General features: G+C 68.2%; 25 protein-coding genes. 13 read left to right on the top strand and 12 right to left on the bottom strand.

Annotated features, from left to right (window positions below):
* Position 1: 1 nt before the first annotated feature.
* Positions 2 to 433, bottom strand: a complete 432-nt coding sequence (locus tag HF680_RS05415; protein ID WP_185224359.1) for a DUF488 domain-containing protein — start codon at positions 431 to 433, stop codon at positions 2 to 4.
* Between the two features lie 115 nt (positions 434 to 548).
* Between HF680_RS05415 and HF680_RS05420 the strand changes: the two genes are divergently transcribed.
* Both HF680_RS05420 and recQ read left to right on the top strand, forming a co-directional pair.
* Positions 549 to 1526, top strand: a complete 978-nt coding sequence (locus HF680_RS05420) for a complex I NDUFA9 subunit family protein (RefSeq protein WP_185224360.1) — start codon at positions 549 to 551, stop codon at positions 1524 to 1526.
* An 85-nt stretch (positions 1527 to 1611) separates the two neighbouring features.
* The gene (recQ, locus tag HF680_RS05425) at positions 1612 to 3489 is read left to right on the top strand and encodes a DNA helicase RecQ (RefSeq protein ID WP_185224361.1); all 1878 of its coding nucleotides are present in this window, start codon (positions 1612 to 1614) and stop codon (positions 3487 to 3489) included.
* 156 nt (positions 3490 to 3645) lie between these two features.
* Here recQ and HF680_RS05430 read toward each other — a convergent pair whose 3' ends face one another.
* Positions 3646 to 4122: a hypothetical protein gene (locus HF680_RS05430; RefSeq protein ID WP_039245799.1), complete on the bottom strand. Its 477-nt coding sequence runs from the start codon at positions 4120 to 4122 to the stop codon at positions 3646 to 3648.
* Between the two features lie 99 nt (positions 4123 to 4221).
* Here HF680_RS05430 and pgi point away from each other — a divergent pair, with 99 nt between their 5' ends.
* The gene (gene pgi, locus HF680_RS05435) at positions 4222 to 5829 is read left to right on the top strand and encodes a glucose-6-phosphate isomerase (protein WP_185224362.1); all 1608 of its coding nucleotides are present in this window, start codon (positions 4222 to 4224) and stop codon (positions 5827 to 5829) included.
* 58 nt (positions 5830 to 5887) lie between these two features.
* Here the strand turns inward: pgi and HF680_RS05440 are convergent, their stop codons facing one another.
* The gene (locus tag HF680_RS05440) at positions 5888 to 6301 is read right to left on the bottom strand and encodes a hypothetical protein (protein ID WP_185224363.1); all 414 of its coding nucleotides are present in this window, start codon (positions 6299 to 6301) and stop codon (positions 5888 to 5890) included.
* A 299-nt stretch (positions 6302 to 6600) separates the two neighbouring features.
* Between HF680_RS05440 and groES the strand changes: the two genes are divergently transcribed.
* Together groES and groL are read left to right on the top strand one after the other, a co-directional pair.
* The gene (gene groES, locus HF680_RS05445) at positions 6601 to 6888 is read left to right on the top strand and encodes a co-chaperone GroES (RefSeq protein ID WP_017505470.1); all 288 of its coding nucleotides are present in this window, start codon (positions 6601 to 6603) and stop codon (positions 6886 to 6888) included.
* Between the two features lie 53 nt (positions 6889 to 6941).
* Complete coding sequence (groL, locus tag HF680_RS05450; RefSeq protein ID WP_185224364.1) at positions 6942 to 8579, top strand: chaperonin GroEL; 1638 nt, start codon at positions 6942 to 6944, stop codon at positions 8577 to 8579.
* 101 nt (positions 8580 to 8680) lie between these two features.
* On the opposite strand, the gene HF680_RS05455 is transcribed toward groL, so the two are convergent.
* A complete protein-coding gene (locus HF680_RS05455) occupies positions 8681 to 9409 on the bottom strand; it encodes a glycosyltransferase family 2 protein (protein ID WP_185224365.1) in 729 nt (242 codons plus the stop codon).
* Positions 9410 to 9485: 76 nt separating this feature from the next.
* Here HF680_RS05455 and HF680_RS05460 point away from each other — a divergent pair, with 76 nt between their 5' ends.
* The 3 genes from HF680_RS05460 (at position 9486) to HF680_RS05470 (ending at position 12604) form a co-directional block, all read left to right on the top strand.
* Entirely contained in the window at positions 9486 to 11180 is a 1695-nt protein-coding gene (locus HF680_RS05460; RefSeq protein ID WP_185224366.1) for an ArnT family glycosyltransferase, read from the top strand.
* A complete protein-coding gene (locus tag HF680_RS05465; RefSeq protein ID WP_185224367.1) occupies positions 11180 to 12094 on the top strand; it encodes a hydroxymethylglutaryl-CoA lyase in 915 nt (304 codons plus the stop codon). The genes HF680_RS05460 and HF680_RS05465 overlap by 1 nt, the downstream gene beginning before the upstream one ends.
* An 84-nt stretch (positions 12095 to 12178) precedes the next feature.
* Positions 12179 to 12604 (top strand): hypothetical protein, encoded by a 426-nt coding sequence (locus HF680_RS05470; protein WP_066553946.1) that lies wholly within the window; start codon positions 12179 to 12181, stop codon positions 12602 to 12604.
* A gap of 240 nt (positions 12605 to 12844) precedes the next feature.
* Here the strand turns inward: HF680_RS05470 and HF680_RS05475 are convergent, their stop codons facing one another.
* From HF680_RS05475 to trhA, 3 genes are all read right to left on the bottom strand, one after another.
* Positions 12845 to 13198: a hypothetical protein gene (locus tag HF680_RS05475; protein ID WP_185224368.1), complete on the bottom strand. Its 354-nt coding sequence runs from the start codon at positions 13196 to 13198 to the stop codon at positions 12845 to 12847.
* Positions 13195 to 13824, bottom strand: coding sequence for a polyhydroxyalkanoate synthesis repressor PhaR (gene phaR / locus HF680_RS05480; RefSeq protein WP_185224369.1), 630 nt, complete (start codon positions 13822 to 13824; stop codon positions 13195 to 13197). The genes HF680_RS05475 and phaR overlap by 4 nt, the downstream gene beginning before the upstream one ends.
* Positions 13825 to 13915: 91 nt before the next feature.
* On the bottom strand, positions 13916 to 14629 hold the full coding sequence (gene trhA, locus HF680_RS05485) for a PAQR family membrane homeostasis protein TrhA (RefSeq protein ID WP_066625308.1): 714 nt from the start codon (positions 14627 to 14629) through the stop codon (positions 13916 to 13918).
* A 160-nt stretch (positions 14630 to 14789) separates the two neighbouring features.
* Here trhA and HF680_RS05490 point away from each other — a divergent pair, with 160 nt between their 5' ends.
* Entirely contained in the window at positions 14790 to 15965 is a 1176-nt protein-coding gene (locus tag HF680_RS05490) for an acetyl-CoA C-acetyltransferase (protein WP_185224370.1), read from the top strand.
* 168 nt (positions 15966 to 16133) lie between these two features.
* Here HF680_RS05490 and HF680_RS05495 read toward each other — a convergent pair whose 3' ends face one another.
* Together HF680_RS05495 and htpX are read right to left on the bottom strand one after the other, a co-directional pair.
* The gene (locus HF680_RS05495) at positions 16134 to 17738 is read right to left on the bottom strand and encodes a M20/M25/M40 family metallo-hydrolase (protein ID WP_185224371.1); all 1605 of its coding nucleotides are present in this window, start codon (positions 17736 to 17738) and stop codon (positions 16134 to 16136) included.
* Between the two features lie 120 nt (positions 17739 to 17858).
* The gene (gene htpX, locus HF680_RS05500) at positions 17859 to 18824 is read right to left on the bottom strand and encodes a zinc metalloprotease HtpX (protein WP_185224372.1); all 966 of its coding nucleotides are present in this window, start codon (positions 18822 to 18824) and stop codon (positions 17859 to 17861) included.
* An 86-nt stretch (positions 18825 to 18910) separates the two neighbouring features.
* Between htpX and HF680_RS05505 the strand changes: the two genes are divergently transcribed.
* Both HF680_RS05505 and HF680_RS05510 read left to right on the top strand, forming a co-directional pair.
* On the top strand, positions 18911 to 19168 hold the full coding sequence (locus HF680_RS05505; RefSeq protein WP_185224373.1) for a DUF1674 domain-containing protein: 258 nt from the start codon (positions 18911 to 18913) through the stop codon (positions 19166 to 19168).
* Positions 19169 to 19266: 98 nt separating this feature from the next.
* Entirely contained in the window at positions 19267 to 20439 is a 1173-nt protein-coding gene (locus tag HF680_RS05510; protein WP_185224374.1) for a ribosomal eL19 family protein, read from the top strand.
* Positions 20440 to 20487: 48 nt separating this feature from the next.
* Here HF680_RS05510 and pyrF read toward each other — a convergent pair whose 3' ends face one another.
* A complete protein-coding gene (gene pyrF / locus HF680_RS05515; protein ID WP_185224375.1) occupies positions 20488 to 21216 on the bottom strand; it encodes an orotidine-5'-phosphate decarboxylase in 729 nt (242 codons plus the stop codon).
* Between the two features lie 83 nt (positions 21217 to 21299).
* Between pyrF and HF680_RS05520 the strand changes: the two genes are divergently transcribed.
* Positions 21300 to 21995, top strand: coding sequence for a MarC family protein (locus tag HF680_RS05520; RefSeq protein ID WP_017505485.1), 696 nt, complete (start codon positions 21300 to 21302; stop codon positions 21993 to 21995).
* A 4-nt stretch (positions 21996 to 21999) separates the two neighbouring features.
* Here HF680_RS05520 and HF680_RS05525 read toward each other — a convergent pair whose 3' ends face one another.
* The gene (locus tag HF680_RS05525; RefSeq protein WP_137720305.1) at positions 22000 to 22398 is read right to left on the bottom strand and encodes a metallopeptidase family protein; all 399 of its coding nucleotides are present in this window, start codon (positions 22396 to 22398) and stop codon (positions 22000 to 22002) included.
* Positions 22399 to 22528: 130 nt separating this feature from the next.
* Here HF680_RS05525 and HF680_RS05530 point away from each other — a divergent pair, with 130 nt between their 5' ends.
* On the top strand, positions 22529 to 24850 hold the full coding sequence (locus tag HF680_RS05530; RefSeq protein ID WP_185224376.1) for a sensor histidine kinase: 2322 nt from the start codon (positions 22529 to 22531) through the stop codon (positions 24848 to 24850).
* Here HF680_RS05530 and HF680_RS05535 read toward each other — a convergent pair.
* Positions 24847 to 26493, bottom strand: coding sequence for a M28 family metallopeptidase (locus HF680_RS05535; protein WP_185224377.1), 1647 nt, complete (start codon positions 26491 to 26493; stop codon positions 24847 to 24849). The two genes, HF680_RS05530 and HF680_RS05535, sit on opposite strands and share 4 nt — an antisense overlap.
* Positions 26494 to 26517: the final 24 nt, after the last annotated feature.

Genomic DNA, 26517 nt, shown 5'->3' on the forward strand with positions numbered 1-26517 from the left:
CCTAGAGGTCCACGACCGCCACGCCGGTTTCCGCCGACAGTCGTTCCGCCAGGACGGCGCGGTGGCAGCCGGCGTGATCTGCCTCGAAGCACAGCAGGGCGACGGGTCTGTCGGCCGCCAGCGCCTTCAGCCGCTCGTACTCGATCTGCGCCTGGGGTTCGGCCAGGTGATCGGCGAAGATGGCGCGCATCTCGTCGACACGGCCCTTGCGCGCCGCGTCACGTCCAGCCTTCGGCGTGCCCAGCCCGCGCAGGTGGACATAGTCGATCCCTTCGGCCTTTAGGCTCTCACCCAGGATCGTCTTGGAAAAGCCGGCGCGGCGGGATGCGGCGACCGCGCGGACATCGACCAGGGTCTGCACGCCGGCCGTCTTCAACCGCGCGATGACGTCGGCCTGGGTCGCGCCCTCGTAGCCAATGGTGAAAAGCTTCATCCGCCTCAGATGGGCGGCCGCGCGTCGAACGCCAGCGTGACCGTGAAGGCCCGCGTTGCGGTGCGGCGCCCTATCGTCTATCCCGCCGAAACGGATTTCGACTGGAGCTTTCCCCATGGCTGACCTCGCCCCCGGCGTCGTGACCCTCTTCGGAGGTTCGGGCTTTATCGGGTCGCAGGCGGTGCGCGCCCTGGCGCGTCGCGGCTGGCGCATTCGGGTCGCCGTGCGCAACCCGGTCCTGGCGATCGAAATCCAGCCGCTGGGCGATCCCGGCCAGATCCAGTTCATGCGCTGCGACATCACCAACCCGGCGGATGTGGCGCAGGCCGTGCGCGGCGCGGACGCCGTCGTCAATCTGGTCGGCGTGCTGCATGACGCGGGCGGCAAGCGCGGCTTCGACGCCGTTCACACCGAGGCGGCCAAGACCATCGCCGAGGCCGCAAAGGCGGCGGGCGTTGAGCGCCTGGTCCAGATCTCGGCCATCGGCGCCGACGCCGCCAGCCCTTCGGCCTATGGTCGCACCAAGGCCAAGGCCGAGGCGGCCGTGCGCGCGGTCTATCCGGATGCGGTGATCCTGCGTCCGTCGCTGGTGTTCGGCGCGGGCGACGGCTTCCTCAATCGCTTCGCCGCCATGGCGACGATGGCGCCGGCCCTGCCGCTGATCGGCGGCGGCGAGACCCGGTTCCAGCCGGTCTATGTCGGCGATGTCGCCGAGGCCATCGCGCGCGGCGTGACCCGCGCGGACGCCGCCGGCCGCACCTATGAACTGGGCGGGCCGAGCCTCTATACCTTCCGTGAGGTGCTGGAGCTGGTGCGTCGTGAGACGGGCCGCGACCGGATGCTGGTTTCGGTGCCCTTCATCGTCGCCAAGCTCCTTGGGTCGCTGCTGCAACTGAGCCGGTTCGTCGGCCTGACCCCGCCGCTGACGCGCGATCAGGTGCTGATGCTGGAGAAGGACAATGTGGTCGCCGCCGATGCGTTCGGCCTCAGCGATCTGGGCATCGACCATCCGGCCGGCATGGCGGCGATCGCCCCGTCCTATCTGTGGCGCTACCGCGTCGGCGGCCAGTTCGCCGAAGCGCCCGCCCACTAAAACCCCTTCCCTATGACGCCGCCGCCGGTCGCCTTCGCGGCCGGCGGCGTCTTCTGTTCGGGAACAAAGAGTGCACAGCTTAAGGATGCCGGCCACGCGCCCCCAGTTCTCCTCGACCGATACCCCTGACCTGAACGACGCGCGGGCGCTGCTGGCGCGCGTCTGGGGGCACGCCGACTTCCGGGGATTGCAAGGGCGGGTGGTCGAGCGGATCCTGTCGGGCGGGGATGTGCTGGCGGTCCTGCCGACCGGCGGCGGCAAGAGCGTCTGCTATCAGATCCCCGCCATCCTGCGTCCCGGACTGGGGCTGGTGGTGTCGCCGCTGATCGCCTTGATGACCGATCAGGTCGAGGCGTTGAAGCAGCAGGGCGTCGCGGCGGCCCGGCTGGATTCCGGCGTGTCGCTGGACGAGCGCTCGGCTATCTGGGCGGCGGCGCGGTCGGGGGAGCTGGACCTGCTCTATGTCTCGCCCGAAGGCCTGGCGGCGGGCGCCATGATGGACCGGCTGGCCGAACTGCCGCTGAGCCTGATCGCCATCGACGAGGCCCACTGCGTCTCGCAATGGGGCCACGACTTCCGCCCCGACTATCGCAACCTGGGTCTGCTGGCCGAGCGGTTCCCCGACGTGCCGCGCATCGCCGTCACCGCCACCGCCGACGCCCGCACCCGCGACGACATCCTGCGCTCGCTGCGGCTGGAAGAGGCGACGGTCTTCGTCGACAGTTTCGCGCGTCCGAACCTGCAACTGTCGGCCGAGCGCAAGGAAAGCGCGTCTCGGGCCAAGACCGATGCGCGGGTCATCGAACTGGTGCGCGAGCGGCGGGGCAAGTCGGGCGTGGTCTATTGCGGCAGCCGCGACGGCTGCGACCGCGTGGCCCAGGCGCTGCGCGACGCCGGGACCAACGCCATCGCCTATCACGCCGGCATGGACACGAAGGAGCGCGACCGCCGGCTGGAACGCTTCCTGGCCGAAGAGGGCGCCGTCATGGTCGCCACCATCGCCTTCGGCATGGGCGTCGACAAGGCCGATGTCCGCTTCGTCATCCACGCGGATCCGCCGGGCAGCCTGGAGGCCTATTGGCAGGAGATCGGGCGCGGCGGTCGCGACGGCGAACCGGCCGAGGGCATCACCCTGTATGGCCCCTCCGACATCGCCTGGTCCCTGCGTCGTCTCGACAGCCGCCCGATGGCCGAGGAGGTCAAATCGGTCCAGGTGCGCAAAACCCGTCAGCTGTTCGCCATGCTGGACGGCGCCGTCTGTCGCGCCCAGGCCGTGCGGCGATACTTCGGCGAGCATGACGCCCAGCCTTGCGGCGTCTGCGACATCTGCGGCGACCCGCCCCAGCTCTATGATGCGACCGTCCCGGCCCAGAAGGCGCTGGCGGCGGTGCAGCGGCTGGGCGGCCGGTTCGGGAGGGGTCGCGTCGTCGATCACCTGACCGCCCGCACCAAGGATGTGCAGCCGTGGGAGCAGCAACTGTCCACCTGGGGCATCGGGCGCGAGATTTCGCTGAACAGCTGGCGCGAGATCGTCGATCACCTGCTATTCGAAGGCCTGCTGGCCGAGGATCCCAACGACGGCAAGCCGCTGGTCGGGCTGGGCGATCCCGAAGCGGTGCGCGCCGTCTATCGCGGCGAGCGCCAGATCGAGGTGCGTCGCGCGCCGCTGAGGGCCGATGCGGCCCCGCGTCGTCGTGACCGATCAGGCGAGGGGCGCAATGCGGCGCTGGAGACGATGGACGCGGACGTCCGCGCCCGGTTCGAGGCCTTGCGCGCCTGGCGCCGCGACCGCGCCTCGGAACAGCACGTCCCGCCCTATGTCATTTTCCAGGACCGGACGCTGCTGGAGATCGCCCACGCCGAGCCGGGCGACCTGAACAGTCTGGGCGCGATTTCCGGCGTCGGCCAGTCCAAGCTGGATCGTTACGGCAAGGGTGTGCTGGAGGCGCTGGCCACCCTTTAGTTACGGCCCCCGTCGTCATTCCGGGGCTGAGCGCAGCGAGGAACCCGGAAGCCAGGGCCAGAGGCGTATCGTGGAAACGGCAGGCGTCCGGGCCCGCCTCCTGGGTTCCGGGTTCGTCCTTCGGACGCCCCGGAATGACGGATCATAATAGCCGGATCAGACTTCCGGCTTGGGCGGGGCGGTGATGACTTCGACGTTGTCGTTCAGCAGATAGGACAGTTCCGACAGGGCGACGGCGCGTTCGGCCGGGTTGGCGGCGGCCTGAACGGCCTGAACCTTCTTGGGCATGTCCTCGGAAATGCCGCGCAGGATGCATTTCAGATCGCCGTCGGTGCCGCGTTCCTTCAGGATCAGGTGGCCCTGCATGTCCAGGGCGGCCAACTGTTCGGCCTGGGCCTTGAAGCCGGTGAAGGCCTGGCTGGTGAAGAAGGCGGCGTCGTCGGCGGCCTTGGCGGCGGCCCAACCGTCGACCACGGCCTTCAGGCTGGCCGAGCGCGAGATGATGTCGGCGAACAGCGGCTCACCCGCCACCGAGACTGGCGCGCCGGGCGCGGCGGCCGGCTGTTCGGCGGCCAGGGCCACCGAGGGATTGGACATCGCCAGGGCGATCGTGAGAGCAAGGCCGCAGGACATGGAGGTGACTTCCTGTTTCAGCGTCCGCTGGGACGTTGAACCTGAATACGCCCCAGCCGTAAACGAGTGTTTACCCTGTCATTCCCGATGGAGACGACGATGACCCGCGACGCCGCCTGGACCGCCTTCGACCACGCCGCCGCCGAGGCCGCTTCTGCGCGCATCGTGGATCAGTTCGCCGCCGATCCCGACCGGCTGGCGCGGATGTCGGTCGAGGCGGCGGGGCTCTATCTGGACCTGTCGAAACAGAGCTGGACCAAGGCCGCCTTCGACGCCTGCCTCGATCTGGCGAGGGCATCAGACGTCGAGGGACGTCGCGCGGCCCTGTTCGCTGGCGAGGCGGTCAATCTGACCGAGGGGCGGGCGGTGCTGCACCCGGCCCTGCGCGCCGCGCCGGGCGCCGACTTCAAGGCCCTGGGCGAGCCGATCTCGGCCGAGGTGGACGCCGTGCGGGCGGACATGAGGGCCTATGCCGACGCCGTGCGCTCGGGCGCCGAGGCGGGGGCGACGGGCAAGCGGTTCGCGGCCATCGTCCATATCGGCATCGGCGGATCGGACCTGGGGCCGCGCGTGGTCTGGGACGCGCTGCGCCCGCTGGACCCGGCCATCGACCTTCGCTTCGTCGCCAATATCGACCCGCGCGACCTGGCCGAGGCGCTGACGGGTCTCGATCCCGAAACCACCCTGGTGGTGGTCGTGTCCAAGACCTTCACGACGCAGGAAACCCTGGCCAACGCCGAGGCCGCCAAGGCCTGGCTGGCCGCGTCCCTGCCGGCCGACGGAATGACCAGACACTTCATCGGGGTGACGGCGGCGCCGGACAAGGCGGCGGCCTTCGGCTGCGGCCGGACCTTCGCCTTCCGGGACTGGGTCGGTGGGCGATATTCCCTGTGGTCGGCGGTCAGCCTGTCGTGCGCCATCGCCCTGGGCTGGGACGTGTTCGAACGGATGCTGGCGGGCGCCGCAGAAATGGACGCCCATTTCGTCTCGGCGCCGCTGCAGCGGAACGCGCCGATCCTGCTGGCCCTGGCCCAGGTGTTCAACGTCGATGGGCTGAACCGGCCCGCCCGCACCGTCGCCCCCTACGCCCATGCCCTGCGTCGTCTGCCGTCCTTCCTGCAGCAGCTGGAGATGGAGTCGAACGGCAAGCGGGTGCATCGCGACGGTACGCCGGTGACGCGCCAAACCTGTCCCGTCGTCTTCGGCGAGCCCGGCACCAACGGCCAGCACGCCTTCTTCCAGCAGATCCACCAGGGGCCGGAGGTCGTGCCGGCCGAGTTCGTGATCGTCGCCAGAACGTATGCGGACGCGCCGGAATCGCCGCTATGGTCCAACGCGCTCGCCCAGGGGCAGGCCCTGATGCTGGGCAAGACGACCGAGGCCGCCAAGGCCGAGGGCTTGGCTCAAGGGTTGTCGGAAGAGGAGGCGACGCGCCTGGCGTCCCACCGCACCTTCACCGGCAACCGTCCGTCGACATCGATCGTCATGGAGCGACTGACGCCCGAGACCCTGGGCGCGCTGCTGGCCCTGTATGAGCACAAGACCTTCGTCGAGGGCGTGATCTGGGACATCAACAGCTTCGACCAATGGGGCGTCGAACTGGGCAAGGTCCTGGCCAAGGCGATCCTGAAGGACGTCGACGCGGGCGGCCTCTCGGCGAACCTGGATCCGTCCACGGCGACCCTGATGACGCGGTTGATGGGCTGACGCGATAAGGGCCCGTCCTTGCGGACGGGCCCTGCCGATCACCTAGACTGTCGAACGCTTACCAGCGGCGGTCGTAGCGATAGTCGCGGTAGTCGCGGCGGTCATAGCGCGAGTCGTAACGGCGGCCGTCGTAGCGGTAATCGTAGCCCGAGCGGCTGCGGTCGATGCCGTGCTCGCGCTCCCAATGGCCCTGGTTACGGTAGCACCGGCCGCCGCGGTAGTATTCGCAGCCCGAGCCGCGGTTGGAGGCCACCGCGCCCAGCGCCGCGCCAGCGAGCGCGCCGCCTGCGATATAGCTGCCGTCGCCGTTGCCATAGATGGCGCCGGCCAGACCGCCCACGGCGGCGCCGATCAGGGCGTTACGGCCGGTGTTGTCGCGGTCGCGCGATTGGGCGGAAGCCGGAGCGGCCATCAGGCTCAGGGCCACGACGGGGGCGGCGGCGACCGCAGTGATCTTCAGCAGCTTGGACATCTTGGTCTCCTTCTTTCGTTGCCGAACTGCATTCCAAAGGCGGGGAAGGCATCCAGCGTTGAGGCTGTTTTATCGCTGCCAGTTTGAACGACCCCGGAGGTCGGCATTCATTTTCGGTTCATTTGTCACAGAGAATTCGCGCCGCGATCGAGCCGCGCCGCTTGACGATGCCAGCGCCTCTGCCTAACTCCCGCCCGCGTTAGCACTCTCGCTGGTCGGCTGCCAAAACGGCGATCGCGAGAGCGCCGCACACCGTTTCAAAAACGCCCCGATCCGGGGGTTCTAGAGGGAGAAGTCCGATGGCGTTCCGTCCGCTCGGCGACCGCGTGCTGGTCAAGCGCGTTGAAGAAGAATCCAAGACCAAGGGTGGCATCATCATCCCCGACACCGCCAAGGAAAAGCCGCAGGAAGGCGAAGTCGTCTCCGTCGGCCCCGGCGCCCGTGACGACCAAGGCAAGGTCAATGCTCTGGAGCTGAAGGCCGGCGACCGCATCCTGTTCGGCAAGTGGTCGGGCACGGAAGTGAAGATCGACGGCGAAGACCTGATCATCATGAAGGAATCCGACGTCCTGGGCGTGCTGTCCTAAGCACCCGACGTCTGACGTTCTTCAATCAATCCATATAGATAGGAGCTGCCCGCATGGCCGCTAAAATCGTACAGTTCAACACCGACGCGCGCGACAAGATGCTGCGCGGCGTCAACGTGCTCGCCAACGCCGTCAAGGTGACCCTGGGTCCCAAGGGCCGCAACGTCGTGATCCAGAAGTCCTTCGGCGCCCCGCGCTCGACCAAGGACGGCGTGTCGGTCGCCAAAGAGATCGAGCTGGAAGACGCCTTCGAGAACATGGGCGCCCAGATGATCCGCGAAGTCGCTTCGAAGACGAACGACAAGGCGGGCGACGGCACCACCACCGCAACCGTTCTGGCTCAGGCCATCGTGCAAGAGGGCTTGAAGGCCGTCGCCGCCGGCATGAACCCGATGGATCTGAAGCGCGGCATCGACAAGGCCGTCGGCCTGGTGCTGGAAGAGATCAAGACCAACTCCAAGCCGGTCTCCAACAATTCCGAAATCGCCCAGGTCGGCACCATCTCGGCCAACGGCGACTCGGAAATCGGTGAGCTGATCGCCCAGGCGATGGCCAAGGTCGGCAACGAAGGCGTCATCACCGTCGAGGAAGCCAAGACCGCCGACACCACCGTCGACGTCGTCGAAGGCATGCAGTTCGACCGCGGCTACCTGTCGCCCTACTTCATCACCAACGCCGACAAGATGGAGGCCCAACTCGAAGAGCCGCTCATCCTGCTGTTCGAGAAGAAGCTGACCTCGCTGCAAGCCATGCTGCCGATCCTGGAAGCCGTGGTGCAGTCGGGCCGTCCGCTGCTGATCATCGCCGAGGACATCGAAGGCGAAGCCCTGGCGACCCTGGTCGTCAACAAGCTGCGCGGCGGCCTGCGCGTCGCCGCCGTCAAGGCTCCGGGCTTCGGCGACCGCCGCAAGGCCATGCTGGAAGACATCGCCATCCTGACGGGCGGCCAGGTCATCTCGGAAGACCTGGGCATCAAGCTGGAGAGCGTCACGCTCGACATGCTCGGCAAGGCCAAGAAGGTCTCGATCACCAAGGACGACACCACCATCGTCGAAGGCGTCGGCGGCAAGGACGAGATCGAAGCCCGCGTGGCCCAGATCAAGCGCCAGATCGAAGACACGACCTCGGACTACGACAAGGAAAAGCTGCAGGAACGTCTGGCCAAGCTGGCCGGCGGCGTTGCAGTCCTGCGCGTCGGCGGTTCGACCGAAGTCGAAGTGAAGGAAAAGAAGGACCGCGTCGACGACGCCCTGAACGCCACGCGCGCCGCGGCTGACGAAGGCATCGTTCCGGGCGGCGGCATCGCCCTGCTGAAGGCCTCCAAGATCCTGGCCGACGTCAAGGGCGACAACGCCGACCAGAACGCCGGCATCGCCATCATCCGTCGCGCCCTGCAGGCTCCGATCCGTCAGATCTCGGAAAACGCAGGCGTCGAGGGTTCGATCGTCGTCGGCAAGGTGCTGGAAAACGAGCAGTCCTCGTTCGGCTTCAACGCCCAGACCGAAGAGTACGGCGATCTGGTGCAGATGGGCGTCATCGACCCAGCCAAGGTCGTTCGCACGGCTTTGCAAGACGCCGCTTCGGTCGCCGGCATCCTGATCACGACGGAAGCCGCCGTCGCCGACGCCCCCAAGAAGTCGGGCGGCGCTGCGGCTCCCGACATGGGCGGCATGGGCGGCATGGACTTCTAAGTCCAAGCTAACCGACGCTGAAATGCAGAAGGGCGGGACCGCAAGGTCCCGCCCTTTTTGTTTGCCTATCCTCTCTGCGAAGCGGGGAGGGTGTGGCTGTTTCAGAACTCCGAAATCGCGCCCGGCTTGCGGGACCGCGTCTTCAGCCACATCACGCCCAGGAGGTCCGAGACCGACGCCCGCAGGCGGCCCCAGTTGGTGTATTTCGAGCGACCGACCTCGCGGTGGCGGTGGTCCACGTCGAGATACTGGTTCTTGAACCCTTCGCGGATCATGAGCGCCGGCAGATAGCGGTGGATGTGATCGAAGTAGGGCAGCCGCAGGAAGACGTCGCGGCGGAAGGCCTTCAGCCCGCAGCCGGTGTCGTCGGCGTCGTCGCCCAGCAGCTTGCGGCGGATGCGGTTGGCCCAGATCGAGGCCTGACGTTTGGCCTCGGTGTCCTGGCGTTTGGCGCGACGACCGCCGACCAGGCCCACGTCGCCGGGGGCGGCCAGCAAGGCGTCGACCAGGCGGGGCGCATCGGCGGGCGGATTCTGGCCATCGCCGTCCATCGTCACCACGACCGGCGCGCGCGCGGCCAGGACGCCGGTGCGCACCGCCCGGCTCTGGCCCGCATTGGTCCCGTGGGCCAGGACGCGCAGGGCCGGCAGTTCGACCATGGCGGCCTTCAGCTCGGCCAGGGTCGCGTCTTTGGACGCATCGTCCACGAAAATCATCTCGTACGAACGGCCGGCGAAGGCGGCGGCGATCTCGCGCGCCAGGGGCACGGCGGCGCCCGCCTCGTCATGGACGGGAACGACGACGGAGATTTCGGGCGTTTCGGGGGTCATCGGCGCTCCATAGAGGATAACGACGGCTTAGGGGAGACGGCTGACGACGGCGTAGTCGCCGTGTAAGGAGTCTGGAATGAAGACTTTCGATCTGGATGGCCGCATCGCCGGCTGGCGCGGGCCGGTTCTCGCGGCCCTGCTGACGCTGATCGCCGGGCTGCCGGGCCTGCTGCTGCTGCCGCCGCTGGATCGCGACGAAAGCCGGTTCGCCCAGGCCACGTCCCAGATGCTGGAAAGCGGTGACTATGTGGACATCCGCTATCAGGACGAGCCGCGCTGGAAGAAGCCGGTCGGCATCTACTGGATGCAGGCGATCGCCGTGGGCCTGACCTCGGATGTCGAGGACCGCGAAATCGCGCCCTATCGCATCCCGTCCCTGCTGGGCGCCATGCTGGCGGCCTGGGCCGTGGCCTGGGCGGGCTCGGCCATGCTGGGCAGCCGGGTCGGCTTCTTTGGCGGGGCCATCATGGGGGCGACCTTCCTGCTGTCGACCGAGGCGGGGATCGCCAAGACCGACGCCATGCTGTGCGGGGCGACGACCCTGGCCATGGCGGCGCTGGCGCGCATCTATATGGCGACGAAGGCGGGCGAACGCCCGATCCGGCCGCACAAGCTGCTGTTCTGGATCGGGATCGGTCTGTCGATCCTGATCAAGGGACCGATCGGGTTTTTGGTCGTGGCCCTGGCGATCATCGCCCTGTCGATCTGGGACCGGAACGTCAAATGGCTGTATCGCCTCGGCTGGGGCTGGGGCCTGCCGCTGGTCGCCCTGATGGTCGGACCGTGGGCCATCGCCATCACCATCGCAACCGACGGCGGCTTCTGGCGCGAGGCCATCGGCGGGGACCTGGCGCCCAAGATCGCCGGCGCGCACGAAAGCCATTCGGGCTTCCCCGGCATGTACGTGCTGCTGGCGCCCCTGCTGTTCTTCCCTTCGACCCTCTTGCTGCCCGCCGCCGTCTCGACGGGCTGGAGCCGACGCGCCGAGCCGGCGATCCGGTTCCTGGTCTGCTGGCTGGTCCCCGGTTGGCTGATGTTCGAACTGGCGCCGACCAAGCTGTGGCACTACACCCTGCCGACCTTCGGGGCGCTGGCGCTGCTGGCGGCCGCCGCCCTGGCCCAGCCCATCGGCAAGGTTTCGCGCATCACTGGCGCGGTGCTGGGCGCCTTCGCGGCCCTGCTGATCATCGGCATCACCGTCTATGGACTGACCGTCTATGGCACCTCGACGGCCCAGACCTGGGCGGCGCTGACGGTGGTCATGGCTTTGGCGGCGGGGGCGATGGGGGGCTTCCTGCTGCTGAACCGTGCGCCGGTCGCAGCGCTGGTCGCCTCGCTGGCTTTCGGGATCGTGGCGCACGCGGCCCTGTCGGGCACGATCCGCCAGCTGCGGCCCCTGGCCATCGCGCCCCAGCTGGAAAAGGCGCTGGAGGCGGCCGACCTGCATCCGCGCCAGGGTCGCACGCCGGGGCCGGTGGCGATCACCGGCTTCCATGAACCCAGCTTCGTCTTCCTGACCGGACGCGACACCGACCTGACCGACGCCCAGGGCGCGGCCGAAGCCCTGGCCGAGGGGCGGCCCGCCATCGTTGAGGGACGCGACGCCGACGCCTTCCGTGCCGCTGCGGCGCGTCTGGGCGTGTCGGGTCGCGCGGTCGGGACGGTCAACGGCTACAACTATTCGGCCGGCGATCCGGTCAGCCTGACCGTCTATGCGCCGCCGCCCCGAAACGGGAATGGGAACGGTAACGCCGCAGCGGGAGCCGAGTGATGAGCCGCTTCATCCAGATTGTCGAAGTCGGGCCGCGTGACGGCTTGCAAAACGAAAAGGCGGTGCTTGAGCCCGCCGTCCGCGCCGAACTGGTGCGACGGCTCGAGCAGGCGGGGGCGAAACGGATCGAGGCCGTCTCCTTCGTCCATCCCAAATATGTGCCGCAGATGGCGGGGGCCGAAGAGGTCATGGCCGCCCTGCCGCATGAGGCGGGGCGCAGCCGCATCGGCCTGGTGTTGAACGGCAAGGGCTATGACCGGGCGCTGGCGACCGGGGTGGACGAGGTCAATGTCTCGGTCGCCGCCACCGACGGCTTCGGCCTGAAAAACCAGGGCCTGGCGGTGAAGGATCAACTGGCCATGCTGGGCGAGATCGTCGCCCGCCGCCACAACGCCGAGGCCAGCGAGGGCGCGCCGTCGCTGTCGGCCATGATCTCCTGCGTCTGGGGCTGTCCGTTCGACGGCGAGGTTTCTGTCGATCAGGTCGCGGACATGGTCGGCGCGATCGCCGAGATGGGCGTGGGCGAAATCGGGCTGGCCGACACCATCGGCGCGGGCGATCCCTGGGCGGTGACGAAAAAGGTCGAGGCGGCCAGGGCGGCCGCGCCGAATGCGACCCTGCGCCTGCATTTCCACGACACCCGCAACACCGGCCTGGCCAACGCCTATGCCGGCGTCGAGGCCGGGATCGACGTGCTGGACGCCTCGGTCGGGGGGATCGGCGGCTGTCCGTTCGCGCCCGGCGCCACGGGAAACATCGCCACCGAGGATCTGGTCTATATGCTGGCGCGGGGCGGGTTCGAGACCGGCTATGACTTGGACGCCCTGATCGCGACGGCGCGCTGGATCGGCGAGGCCATCGGCCGGCCGGCGCCGTCGGCGCTCAGCCGGGCAGGCGGATTTCCCAAGCGCTGAACCCTTGTGGCGGCGTTTCGCAAACGGCGCTAAATCATGGTGAACAGGCGTAGCCGTTTGGACCGGCTGCGGAGAGGACCGTCCATGCTGCTCGCCATTCCGCTGCTGCTGATCCCGGTGGTGCTCTATAATATCGTGGTGCTGTTCGGCGCGCCGAGCGGGGCGGGGATGGTGCAGGCGGACGTGCTGCTGCGCGATCCGCTGTTTTCCGTCACCATGACCTCGGGCGCGCAATGGACGATCGGGTCGGGCGACCTGATTCTGTTCCTCGGCCTGATCCTGCTGTTCTTCGAGCTGGTGAAGTCGACCTCCAGCCAGCGGATCGCCATCATCAATCACGCCCTGTCGATGATCCTGTTCATCGGCGTGCTGGTTGAGTTCCTGCTGCTGCCGGGGTTCGCGACCTCGACCTTCTTCCTGATCGTGATCATGATCCTGCTGGACGTGCTGGCCGGGTTCATCGTGACCATCATCGCGTCGCGCAAGGATTTCGATTTCGGCGGGGCATGAGCCCAACGGCTCCCCCGATAACGGCCTCAAGCAGCGCGAAGCGCCGGTAGGCCCCAAGAAACATGCGCTCAAGCAGCGCGAAGCGCGGTAGCGCTTACGAAAATGCCGTGAAGATCAAGGCGACGACGGCGACGTCGAAGGCTTTGGCGGCGAGGGCGAAGACGGCGGGCATGGGCGAGTCCGGCAAAGAGCGTTCTGCCTCGCCCCCAGCAAACCCCGTGCCGCGGGAGCGGCGTCAGCTCAGATGTCGGTCTTGGCGGTCTTGCCCGTTTTCGGACGACGCTCGGCCGCACCCGAATATTCGGCTCCGAGGTAGGCGGAGCGGGCCGCATCCAGAACCGGCGGGCCGCCGCGCAGGCCCCGTTTCTGGCCGCTCTGGCCCATCTGCTGGGCCACGAAGGCGGCGGCGCCGGGCTCGGGCGTCGGCAGGACGGCAGCTCTTGCCGGGGCCGATTGGGGCTCGACCATGTCCGGCGCATCGACCGGGACCAGGGCGCGCGAGGCGGATCGGGCGCGCCGCTCGCGCTCGCGGCGTTCGCCTTCGCGGCGATCCACGCGGTCCGGTCCGCCGACGGCCTGTATCCGGTCGGTCATTTGCCCTTGCCGCCCGCCAGTTTCTCGATCTGACGGCGCATCTCGTCCATCTGGCGACGCATTTCGTCCAGGGCGTCGGGCGCCTCGGGCGGCGGCGCGGGTTCAGCCTTGTCGTCCGACGCGGCCGGCGTCGGCCCGCCGCGAGGATAGGTGAAGGCCGGGAACATCTGCATGGCGCGCTCGAACATCGCCATATTGGCCCGCGCGGCGTCCTCCATCAGGGTCGCGCCCGCGCCGGTGCCGAAGGCGCGGCCCATCTGACTGGCGAACTGCTCCTGCTGGCGACCGAAGTTGGCCAACGACATCTCCAGGTAGGAGGGCAGGACGCCCTGCATCTGACCGCCGTAGAAGCCGATCAACTGGCGCAGGAACTGAACTGGCAGCAAGGCCTCGCCCCGGCTCTCTTCCTCGAAGATGATCTGGGTCAGGATCTGGCGGGTCAGGTCGTCGTTGGTCTTGGCGTCATAGACGACGAACTCCGTCCCTTCGCGCACCATGGTCGCCAGATCTTCCAGCGTCACATAGGCGCTGGTCCGCGTGTTGTAGAGCCTGCGGTTCGCATACTTCTTGATGACGACCTGAGCGCTGTCGCCGGTCTTTCCACCCTTGGTCTTTTCGTCAGCCACGCTTGTTCTCGCGATGTTGCAACGCGTCACTATCCTCCGTTGCGACGCGATGCGCCAGAGGGGCAGAAAACCGCCGTGAACGGACGGTCAATCAGTGGCTCATGGCCGGGGCCAGCACGACGCCGACCAGTACGGCCGTCCAATGCACGGTCGCTCCGGTAACGACGAAGCCGTGCCAGATGGCGCGGCGGAACTTCACGCGCGGGCTGATGAAGACGAAGACGCCTGCGGTGTAGATCAGGCCGCCGATGACCAGCAGGGCCAGGGCGACGGGATGCACCGTCTCGACCATCGGCTTCAGCGCCGCGACCGCCAGCCAGCCGAAGACGACATAGACGCCGCTCCAGAACTTGTCCGAGATGCGCGGCGCGAACAGCTTCACCCCGGCGCCGAGGAAGGCCAGGGTCCAGATCAGGGTGGTGAAACCGATGGCCCACAGACCTTCGAACCGCTGGGTGGTGAAGGGAGTGTAGCTGCCGGCGATCATCAGGAAGATCGCCGCCTCGTCCAGTCGCCGCAGCACGGGCCGCGCGGCGCAGGGGTTTGTCCAGTTATAGACGGTCGAGGCCGTCAGCATGCCGACGAGGCACAGGGCGTAGATTGCGGTCGCCATCACGCCGCCGATCCCCGCATAGACCCCGGCCAGACCCGCCAGAATGATGCCGCCGACCGCCGCCAGCATCAGGCCGACGACGTGCACCCACAGATCCGCCAGCTTTTCCGCGCGCGTCGGATAGTGCTCGATCATGTCCAGCTCGTCCGGCGTGCAGACGTGGGTGACAAGACGTTTCAGCGTGCGCAGCATGGACCTTCCAATCCGTCGATCGCCTCTATCGTTCCGCGACAATGCGCCGACAGGGTGACGATTGGCTGAATCGCGCCCTGTCCATGTCGTCGCAGGTGACGAACGCGCTGCAATGCGGCAAAACGGTCACGCCGAGTTATTCTCCAGAGAGTGAAATCCCATGACCGACGTCGTCATCGTTTCCGCCGCGCGCACCCCGGTCGGCGCCTTCCTGGGCGCCCTGTCGTCCCTTCCCGCGTCCAAGCTCGGCGAGATCGCCATCAAGGCGGCGCTGGAGCGGGCCGGCGTCTCCGGCGACGAGGTCGATGAGGTCATCCTGGGTCATGTGCTCCAGGCCGCTGCGGGTCAGGGCCCTGCGCGTCAGGCCGCCGTGGGCGCGGGCGTTCGAAAGGAAGCCGCCGCCTGGAGCCTGAATCAAATCTGCGGCTCGGGCCTTCGCGCCGTCGCCATCGCCGCCCAGCAGATCGCTCTGGGCGATGCGAAGATCGTCGTCGCCGGCGGCCAGGAGAGCATGAGCCAGGCGCCGCACGCCCAACAGCTGCGCAACGGGCACAAGATGGGTGACGTCGCCCTGGTCGACACCATGGTCAGGGACGGTCTGTGGGACGCCTTCAACGGCTATCACATGGGGCAGACGGCCGAGAACATCGCCGAAAAATGGTCCATCAGCCGCGAGGCGCAGGACGAATTCGGGCTGGCCAGCCAGCACAAGGCCGAGGCGGCCCAGAGCGCCGGCAAGTTCGATGAGGAGATCACGCCGGTCGTCATCCCCGGCAAGAAGGGCGATGTGACGGTCGACAAGGACGAATACATCCGCCACGGCGCGACGCTGGAGCTGATGCAGAAACTCAAACCCGCCTTTACCAAGGACGGCAGCGTCACCGCCGCCAACGCGTCCGGGCTGAACGACGGCGCCGCTGCTTTGGTGCTGATGAGCGCCGACGAGGCCAAGGCGCGCGGGCTGGAGCCGCTGGCCCGCATCGCCTCCTACGCCACCGCCGGCGTCGATCCGTCGATCATGGGGACCGGCCCGATCCCGGCTTCCAAAAAGGCGCTGGAAAAGGCCGGCTGGGACGTTTCCGATCTGGATCTGGTCGAGTCCAATGAGGCCTTCGCCGCCCAGAGCCTTTGCGTGGTCAAGGAACTGGGTCTCGACCCGGCCAAGGTCAACGTCAACGGCGGCGCCATCGCCATCGGCCACCCCATCGGCGCGTCGGGCGCGCGCATTCTGACGACGCTTCTGTTCGAGATGAAGCGCTCGGGCGCCAAGAAGGGTCTGGCGACCCTGTGCATCGGCGGCGGCATGGGCGTGGCCCTGTGCGTCGAGCGCGTGTGATTTTCTAAGCCCTTCTCCCGGTGGGAGAAGTGGCCGGGCGGAGCCCGGCCGGATGAGGGTCGGATGGTGGGCCAGATCGCACCAGCCGACCCTCACCCTTTCGCACAATGACGACGGCTACGCCGCCGTGTGCTGAAGCCCTCTCACAAGGGGAGAGGGTCGTCATTTTCAGTCCGCCGGATATTCGAACGGATCGCTCGGCGTGGGCTGGGTCGGCAGCGGCATGCGGGGCAGGGGTTCGTCGCGGTTGGCGGCGTTCAGCAGGAAGCTGGCCAGGATGACGGCCGCCTGACGCAGGTCCTCGGCCTTCAGGTGGTCGTAGCTGTCGATGCTGGTATGGTGCAGGCGGCTGGAATAGTCGAGCGGGTCCTGAATGAACTGATACCCCGGCACGCCCACCGTCTGCATGTAGACGTGGTCGGTGCCGCCCGAATTGCGCAGCGAGACGGTCGTTGCGCCCATGCTGGCGAACGGGGCCAGCCATTCCTGGAAGATCGGGGCGGCGGCGACATTGCCCTCGGCGTTGATGCCGCGGATCTTGCCCGAGCCGTTGTCCAGATTGAAATAGGCGACCAGATCGCGATAGCCGGCGCGCGGCTCGATCGGCCAGCGGCTGCGCCAGGTGCGGTTGTCCGGCAGGCCCGCCAGCGCCGGATCGTTCGACGCAGCCCGCGTCGCCAAATGCCGGTCCACATAGGCCAGTGAGCCCAGGATGCCTTGCTCTTCGCCGTTCCACAGGGCGAAACGAATGGTGCGTTTGGGCTTGACGTTCAGGGCCTTCAGGATGCGGGCGGCCTCCATCACCACAGCGCTGCCGGCGGCGTTGTCGACCGCGCCGTCCGAGGCGACCCAGCTGTCCAGGTGGGCGCCGGCCATGACGTATTCGGTGCCGCGCACCGTGCCGGGGATGTCGGCCAAGATGTTGTAGGCGTTGACGTCCTCGTCGTGGAAGCGGACCTCGCTCATCAGCTCCAGCGTCGGCGGCGCGTCGGTCAGGGCCAGGCGCGCCAGACGGCGATAGTCCTCGGCCGCCAGCTCCATCCCCGCCAGCTTGGGCGTGGCCCCGACCTGATAGGTGTAGCCCGTGCCGTGCAGCAGGCCGCCGTCGCGCTGGGAAATCCGCACCCAGGCCAGGGCGCCCTGTTCGGCCAGGAAGGCGTCCAGCTGATTGGCGAAGTTGACGGTCTTCAGCGAGCGTTCGATGGCGGCCGGCGAATGCTGGGGCTGATTATAGGTGTTGCGCTCGGCCAGCTCGGCACTGGTCCAGCGGCGGAAGGCCGGCTCGGTCGGCTCGGATCCCGTGCCCGGCTGGGACAGCATGACGATCTTGCCCGACAGCTTGCCGCGCCATTTGTCGAAGTCCTCGACCTTGGAGATCGGGGCCACGATCACGCCGCCGCTGATCACGCCATTGGTCGAGGGCGTCCAGGCCACCGGGATGGCGCGCAGATCCAGCGGGCGCGGCGCGGTCATGCGCGCGCTGGAGCGGACGATGGACCAGCCCCGGCCGAACTCGAACCCTTCGGCGCGCACGTCGGACAGACCGTAGTCGCGGAACTGCTGCTGCGCCCAGCGTTCGGCCTCGCGCATCTGGGGCGAGTTGGTCATCCGCCCGCCGATCCGGTCGGTCAGATAGGCGGCGGTCTGCATCACCTGGCTGTGGTTCAGCCCCTGATCGATGATGCCGTTGACGGCGACGCGGTCCACCGACTGGGCGGCGACCGGCGTGGCGAGAAGAGCGGCGGCGGAGACGAAGGCGAGCAGACGCGACATGGATTTCCCCAAGAAAGCCCGATGGCTGAACAGGGGCGCATCTGAGGTGATCCGGTCGCGGAGTGCAAACCGCAAACGGCGTTCAGGCCGCGACGATCAGCCCCATGTTCACCCGCATCGTCACCCCCAGGGGCCGCGCGGCTCGTTCGGAGTGGTCGGGACGCCGGTGGTCGTGAAACCGGCGTCCGGTCGCGGCTGGGTCAGGTCCGGCGTTCGGGCGCGGGACTGCATGCCCATCTTCGCGCCCAGCTCCATCAAGGCCCGGACGCGGTTTCCCGTCGCCGGATGGGTCGAAAACAGATTGTCCGCGCCGCGGCCCGCCAGCGGATTGATGATGAACATCTGACCCGAGGCCGGATTGCGCTCGGCCGTCTGATTGGTGATCCGCCTGGCGTAGGCGTCGATCCTCTGCAGGGCCGAAGCCAGGGCCTGGGGATCGCCGGCGATTTCGGCGCCGACGCGGTCGGCCTCATACTCGCGTCCCCGGCTGATGGCCATCTGCACCAGACCGGCGGCCATGGGCGCCAGCAGCATCAGGGCGATCGTGCCGATAACGCCGCCCGGCCGCTCGCGGTCGTTGCCGCCGAAGAACAGGGCGAAGTTGGCGAGCGCAGCGATGGCGCCGGCAATGGTCGCCGTCACCGTCATGATCAGGGTGTCGCGGTTCTTCACATGGGCCAGCTCGTGCGCCATGACCCCGCGCACCTCCTCGCGCGTCAGCATGTCCAACAGGCCGGTGGTGGCGCAGACGGCGGCGTTCTCGGGGTTTCGGCCCGTGGCGAAGGCGTTGGGCTGATCATTGGGAATGATGGCGACCTGTGGCTGGGGCAGGCCGGCGTCGCGGGCCATCTGACGCACGTCGGCGACGTAGTTCCTGACCACGGCGTTGGGGTGCTGCTCATCGACCGGCTGGGCCCGGTACATCTTCAGCACGATCTTGTCGGCGTTCCAGTAGTTGAACAGATTCATCCCGCCCGCGAAAAGCAGGGCGATCGCCATGCCGGTCGCGCCGCCGATCAGATAGCCGACCCCTGCGAACAGGGCCGTCATCGCCGCCAACAGAATGAAGGTCTTCAGATGGTTCATCGCGGTTCCATTCCCGATCCGTCTGGCGTCCCGGGCTTGAACCTCTATTTGAGAGAAGGCGCATCAAGCCTCAAGGGAGCCGCCCTGTGACCGAACATCCCACCCTCGCGCCGAATGACGCCGACGAAACGCCGGCTGCGGCGCCTGTCTTCAACGCCGACGTGCCCCACGCCACGCCCGAACGGCCGCTCAGCGAGGCCGCGCGCCGCGCGCTTCAGGAAGCGGCGGATCGTCGCGCGGCGGAAACGACGGTTCAGGCGGACACGGAATACGGCGGTCCGACCGGTCCCGAACCGACCCGTTTCGGTGATTGGGAAAAGAAGGGTCTGGCGGTCGATTTCTAATCTGCCGAGCCCGCTGCGACGGGCGCAAAGGTTAACCACGCCTTAAGAAACAGGCGCCGGACTTGCCAGTCACGAGACAACTCAGAGGAGTCTGTCCCGTGACGATACAGTCGATACTTACCGCCGCGTCGGCGGCTCTGCTGCTCTCCGCAGCGCCCGCTCTGGCCGGTGGTCCCGGTCACGGGGGTTATGGCGGCGGCCATCCCGGCGGCGGCTGCGGCGGGGGATGCGGCGGCGGCGGTCACTACGGCGGCGGCAACTACAACGCCAACCACAACGTCAATGTGAACGTGAACGGCGGCGCCTACGCCAATGCCAACGCCAACGCCAACGCCAACGCCTATGCGAGCGCCTCCAGCTATTCGGCGAGCAGCGCCCGGTCCTATTCCAGTTCGTCCAGCTTCCAGCGCGGCTATGTCGGCGGCGGCACGACCTATGTCGGAAGCGGCGGCTATTCGGACGGCTATTACGGCGGCGGCTATGTCGGCGGCGTCAGCGCGACCTCGGTCCTGGTCGGCCGTCCTCCGGTCAGCGCGCCGGTCGGCTATCCGGTCTATGGGTTCGGCCGTGACTACATCGGCTGGCGTCCATATCCGGGTCGTCCGGTCGACTGCAACTGCCGCCCGCCCGTTCGCCCGCCGGTTCGCTACGAACACCGCTATGAGCAGCGTTACGAGCAAGGCTACGTCGATCAGCCGCCGGTCTATGTCCAGGCGCCGCCCGTCCAGATCGCGCCGCAGCGCATCTATGTCGCGCCTTCTCAGGTCAGCCTGGCGCCGCCCCAGATCGAGATGGGACCGCCTACCTATATCGAACAGCCGCCCATCTATGTGCAGGCGCCGCCGGTGAACATCGGGCCGCAACGCGTTCAGGTGGCTCCGTCGCAGGTGAACCTGGCTACGGCCCAGGTCGATGTCGGCCCGCCCGTCTATGTCGATCAGGCCCCGGTCTATGTGCAATCGGCGCCCGTCAACATCGGCCCGCAACACATCCAGGTCGCCCCGGCCGAGGTCAATGTCGCGCCCGCCCAGGTCGAGGTCGGCGGCCCGGTCTATGTCGATCAGTCGCCGGTCTATGTGCAGTCCGCGCCGGTCAATGTGGCCCCGGCCCAGGTCTATGTCGCGCCGCCGGAGGTGAACACGGCCCCGCCGCCGCCGCCTCCTCCGCCGCCGCCGTCGGGCTACTACGGCGACCTGCCGCCGCCCGAGGCGCCCGCGCCCCACGCCCCGCCGCGTCACGGCTACGCCCAGGAGCCGGGCGAGCGCGGCTGATCGCCACTCTCGAAAACAACCGAAGACGAACGGTCGCCCTGGTCTGTCTCAGATCAGGGCGATCTGCTGTGCGATTGCTTGCGCCGCCGCGCGCGGATCGGTCGCCGCCGTGATCGGCCGGCCGATCACCAGATGGGTCGCGCCGGCTTCAAGCGCCGCCTGTGGCGTCGCCGCTCGCGCCTGATCGTCCAGCGCGGCGCCGACGGGTCGCACGCCGGGTGTGACGATCAGGAAGTCGGGCCGCCCCGCCTCGATCGCCAGAGCCCGGGCGCGCGCCGCCTCATGCGGGCTGGAGACGACGCCGTCGATCCCGGCCTCCAGCGCCTGCCGCACACGCCGTTCGACCAGACTGGCCGGCGACAGGCTGTGGTCGTCGGCGGCCAAATCCTCGGCCGTCAGGCTGGTTAGGACCGTGACCCCCAGCACCTTCATCTTCGAGCCCGCCGCGCCGCGCGCCGCCGCCGCCATGACCTGGGGCCGCGCATGGACCGTCAACAGGTCGCAATCCGCGCCCGCCAGATTGGCCGTCGCCTTCTCCACCGTCGCGCCGATGTCGTGCAGCTTCCAGTCCAGGAAGATCTTTCGCCCCTGCGCCTTCAGCTCACGCGCCAGCGCCATGCCGTCGACCGCGAACAGTTGCAGTCCGACCTTGTAGAAGCCGATCGCATCGCCGATCCGCTCGGCCAGGGCGGCCGCCTCGGCCGTCGTCGGCACGTCAAGGGCGCAGATGATCCGCTCGTCGGGCGCACGATCGGAGGCGGTTTGGGGATCGGTCATCGACGGACTCGCGCTGAGCGGCTATGCCGGACACGAGGGCGCGTCGGCAGGGCGGCGTGATGGATTGAGGGCGAGGGCAGGCGATGAACGCAGTCGATTTGGGTGTCAACCTGTTCGTGACCCTGTTCGCCCTGCTGGACCCGATCGGCAATCTGCCGATCTTCGCCGCCGCGACGGCCGGGGCGACCCTGCGCCAGCGGATTTCGGTCTCGGCCCTGATCTGCGCCTTCGCCGCCGTTTTCCTGGCCTTCTTCCTGTTCACGGGCCTGGGCCTGTTGCAGTTCTTCGGCATTTCGCTGGCGGCGTTCCGCATTGCGGGCGGCATACTGCTGCTGTTCCTGGGGCTGGACATGGCGCGCGGCGACTTCCTGGCCATGTTCGCTGACAAGGATGCGCTGGCGGACTCCAAAGACGTGCGCGGCTATGCCCGCAGGCGGTTCCAGCGCCTGGTCGTGCCCTTCGCCATTCCGCTGATGATCGGCCCCGGTGCCATTTCGGCGGTCATCATCCAGGCGGGCGAGGCCGCCAAGCTGGGCTATGCCGGGACCATGGGGTCGCTGGTGGCGATCGCGGCGGCCTGCGCAGTCTCCTTCGTCTGTTTCGCCCTGACCGGGTCGCTCAGCCGCCTGTTGGGCGAGGTCGGCATGGCGATCATCGTCAAGGTGCTGGGCCTGATCCTGTGCGCTCTGGCGATCCAGTTCATCCTGCTGGGCCTGGGCGAGGCCATCCCCGGCATGATCTCCGGCGCGGTGACGACGCCCTATCCGGCGACGAAATAAGGGGTCAGTCCGCGTCGTCCTCGATGGCGTGGATGTCGTCGTCGGTCAGGCCCAGGTGGTGGCCGATCTCGTGGATCAGGACGTGGGCGATCAGTTCGCCGATCCCAACGTCGCCGCGCTCGCACCATTCGTCCAGGATGGGGCGGCGATAGAGGAAGACCCGCGACGGCTCGGCCGCCGGGCCCAGGCTGTCGCGCCGGCCGATGTCCACGCCGTGATACAGGCCCGTCAGCTCGAACGGATCCTCGATCTCCATCTCGGCAAGCGTCGACTCGTCGGCGAAGTCGTCGATGCGGATGACCACCTCGCCCGCCGCATCTTTGAACGGTCCGGGCAGGGCGTCGAACGCCTCTTGCGCCAGGCGGGCGAAGTCGTCGAGGGAGGGAGCGATCGGGTCGGTCATGTCCGCGATATCGCCGTCTCGACGCTCTGTCGCAACGGGGCGCGATGACGCGATCACGAGACTGCCGCTTTTTCGCGCGCTTGGAGTATGGTTAGCGAATCGGGGCTGAGACTCTTCTCCAGGGACACGAATGGCCGAGGCCGACATCGCCTATGTCGCCACAGCGGGCGCAGCCGGACTGGCCATGGCCGTCAGCGCCTGGGCCTTGCTGCTGCGTGGGCGGTTGCATGAGACCGCCGTCGCCGCCGAGCGCGAGCGGGTTGAGGCCCTGGCCGACCTCAGCCGCCATGACGCCATGCTGCGCGCCTTCGACGACGTCAGCCTGGCCCTGACGCCGGACGGGCAGGCCGCCGGTCTGCCGATCGGTTCGGCCGAACTGATCGCGCGGCTGGCGGGTGAGGACGCCGAGGCCGGGGCCGCGGTCCTGAACAAACTCCGGATCACCCACGGCGCCCTGATCGACGCTCTAGTTCACGAAGGTCAGGCGTTCGAAGGTCTGGTCGCGCTGGACGATGTAGAGCCCTGGCGGATCGAGGGACGGGTCGCGGGCGGTTCGGCCTGGCTGCGGCTGTCGCCCGCCTCGCGCTTTACCCTGACCGGGGCGGATGCGACGGAAAGCGGCCTGGCCCTGCTGGGCGACGCCTCGCCCACCCCGACCTGGGTCGTGGACGGGACCGGCAAACTGGCCTGGGCCAACCGCGCCTGGCTGAACGAGACCAATGCCGAGAGCATCGACGACGCCGTCGAAAAGGGCGTGTCCTTCGACCGCGGCGCCGACGCCCTGGTCGCCGAGGCCGCACGGCTGGGCGTGCGACAGGAGGGCTTCCGCTGGACGACCGGCGGGGGCGCGCGGCGCGCCTGGCGCATCATCGCCGAGCCGGCGGGCGGCGGCGCCGTCACCGCCTTCGCCATCGAGGTGACCGAGGCGGAAGAGACGCGCGACACCCTGCGCCGCCACGTCGACGCCCATGACGAGACGCTGAACCACCTGGCCGACGCCGTCGCCATCTTCGGCCCGCAAAAGCGGCTGGCCTTCCACAACACCGCCTTCCAGGCCCTGTTCGACATCGACGCGGCCTGGCTGGACGAACGTCCGACCCATGCCGAGCTGCTGGACCGTCTGCGCCAGCGTCGCAGCCTGCCCGAGGTCGTCGACTATGCCGGCTGGAAGGCGCGTGAGCTGGAGTTCTATGGCGCGTCGGAGGCCTCGCCGGACGACAGCTGGTCCCTGCCCGACGGGCGCACCCTGCGCGTTGTGCGCCAGCCGCACCCGCTGGGCGGCATTCTGCTGATCTTCTCGGACATCACCGACGAGCTGAAGCTGCGCAGCCGCTTCAACGCCCAGATCCAGGTCCAGCGCGCGACGCTGGACAAGCTGAACGACGCGGTTGCGGTGTTCGGCTCCGACGGCCGACTGCGGCTGCACAATGAGGCGTTCGAGACCTTCTGGAACCTGTCGACGGACAAGATCGCCACGGCCTCGGACTTCGACGCCCTGGCCGAACTGTGCAAGGCCGTGCTGCCCGATCCCGCCCTGTGGCTGGGGCTGAAGGCGCGTGTCGCCGATCCCGATCCCGAAAGCCGTGTCGCCATCTCCGGTGAGGGCCGGACCGTGGACGGTCGCGTCGCCGCCTGGCAGACTCGTCCTTTGCCGGACGGCGCGACCCTGGTCGCCTTCTCGGACGTAACGGCCCGACGCGGGCTGGAGCAGGCGCTGGTGCAGCGCGAACAGGCCCTGGCCGAAAGCCAGGCGCTGAAGCGCGAGTTCGTGGGCAGCGTCTCCTATGAACTGCGCACGCCGCTGACGACCATCGTCGGCTATTCCGAACTGCTGGAGACGATGGGCGACCTGCCCGAGCGCAGCCGCCAGCACGCGGGCGCCATCCGCATCGCCGCCAGCCAGCTGGCCCGCTCCATCGACGATGTGCTGGACATGGCCCAGATCGACGCCGGCGAGATGGAGTTGTCGCTGGGCGACCTTAGGGTCTGCGACCTGTTGAGCCAGGCGGCCGAAAAGGTCCGCGCGCGGGTCGAGGGACGCGGCGCCACCCTGACCGTGTCCTGTCCCGCCGATCTCAAGCCCATCCGTGCCGACGAACACCGCATCGGCCAGGCGCTGGATCATCTGCTGGAGAATGCGGCGCGCGCCGTGTCCGAAGGCGGGGCGGTGGAGCTGAAGGCCGAGACCGGCCCGTCCGAAATCCGCCTGACGGTGTCCGACACCGGGCGCGGGATTCCCTATCACCTACAGGCCCATGTCTTTGACCGCTTTGTGCGGCGCGAGCGCGGCGGTCCCGGCGTGGGTCTGGCCCTGGTCAAAGCCCTGGTCGAACTGCACGGCGGCTGGGCCGAGGTCGAAAGCGAGCCGGGCAAGGGCGCCGCCTTCATCCTGCATCTGCCGCTAGGCGCCGCGACCACCGCCGCCGCGCCCGAGCTTCAGCTGGAACTCTAGCGCCGCGACGCCTTCGAGGCGTCCCGCGCCGGGCCGAACTCGGCGCCCGCGTTCCACTCCGGCCATTGGTCGTCGTCCGCCAGCTCGCGACCGACAGCGTAGATCAGGGCCACATCGGCGGCGGCGGCGTCCATCGTCCAGGTCGAATCCCATTCGTCCGTGGGCTGATGATAGCGGTTCTGGACGTAGTCGCGGCTGACCGCGCTGGCGCCGGTGAAGCCCGCCGCCGGGAACAGAGCCGGCACGCCCTTCAACGCCAGGGGGAAGTGGTCCGAGCGATAGAAGGCCCCGGCCTGGGGCGCCGGATCGGCGATCAGGGTGCGGCCCGTCTCGGTCGCGTGGCGCGCCAGAATGTCGTCCAGCTGATTCTTGCCCTTGCCGATGACGACGACGTTTGGGTCGATCTCGGCTCCTGGCAAAAGGCTGTCGACGTTGATGTTGGCGACCGTGGTCTCCAGCGGCCAGACCGGATTGGCGGCGTAATAGGTCGAGCCCAGGAGGCCCGCCTCCTCGCCCGACCAGGCGGCGAAGACGACCGATCGTTTGGGGCGCGGACCTTCGGCGAAGGCGTGGGCCAGTTCCAGCAAGGCGGCGACGCCGGTCGCATTGTCCACCGCCGCATTATAGATCTTGTCGCCCTGGGCGTTCGGCGTGCCGACGCCATAGCCGTCCCAGTGGGCGCCGTACATGACGGTCTCGTCCGGGCGTTCCGAACCGGGAATGCGGGCGATGACGTTCTTGGTCTCCACCTTGTCGGCGATCTGACCGAAATCGACGCTCATCGTCAGGCCGGGCAGGACGATGGGCTTGAAATCGGCGCTGCGCGCGCTGTCCTTCAGGGCGGCGAAATCCAGGCCGGCGGTGGTGAACAGCTCTTCCACCTTGGCGCGCTGGATCCAGCCCTGGAACGCCGCGCGTTCGGCGTCGGGGTTGGGACGCACGATGTCGAACTTGGGCGCGGCCGATGAGTTCTGCAGCGTGGACCAAGGATAGCCCGCGCCGGCCGTTTCATGCACCACCAGCACGCCCGCCGCGCCGCGACGACCCGCCTCCTGGAACTTGTAGGTCCAGCGGCCATAGAAGGTCATGGCGTTTCCGTCGAACTTGCCCGCGACCGGATCGCCGTCGGGCGCCTGGAAGTCGGGATCGTTGACCAGGACGACGATGACCTTGCCGCGCACGTCCACGTCCTTGAAATCGTCCCACTGGCGCTCGGGCGCCGTCGCGCCGTAGCCGACGAAGACCACGGGCGCGTCGGTCACTGTGATGTGGTCGGTGGGCCGGTCGCTGGACACCAGAATGTCGGGACCGCGCTCCAGGCTGATGGTCTTGCCGCCGACGGTCGCGGCGACGGTGGCCGGACCGTCCTGGCGGGTGCGCGACAGATGGGCGACCTGAACAAAGGCGCCGTCCGGCCCGCCGCCCTCGGCCCCCGCCGCCTTGAACTGTTCGACCAACCAGGCGACGGTCTTTTCCTCACCGGCCGAGGCGGGCGCGCGGCCTTCGAAATCGTCCGACGCCAGAACCCGAACCGACTCATTCATCCGCGCGGCGTCGATGTTCGGCGTCGTCTCCTGCGCCAGGGCCGGCGAGCAGGCCATCATCAGGGCCAGGATGGAAACAGCGGGGAGGGCGTGGCGCATCGGATACTCCTGATCGAACCGCGC

This window comes from Brevundimonas huaxiensis (genome assembly GCF_014218725.1).
GTDB lineage: Bacteria > Pseudomonadota > Alphaproteobacteria > Caulobacterales > Caulobacteraceae > Brevundimonas > Brevundimonas huaxiensis.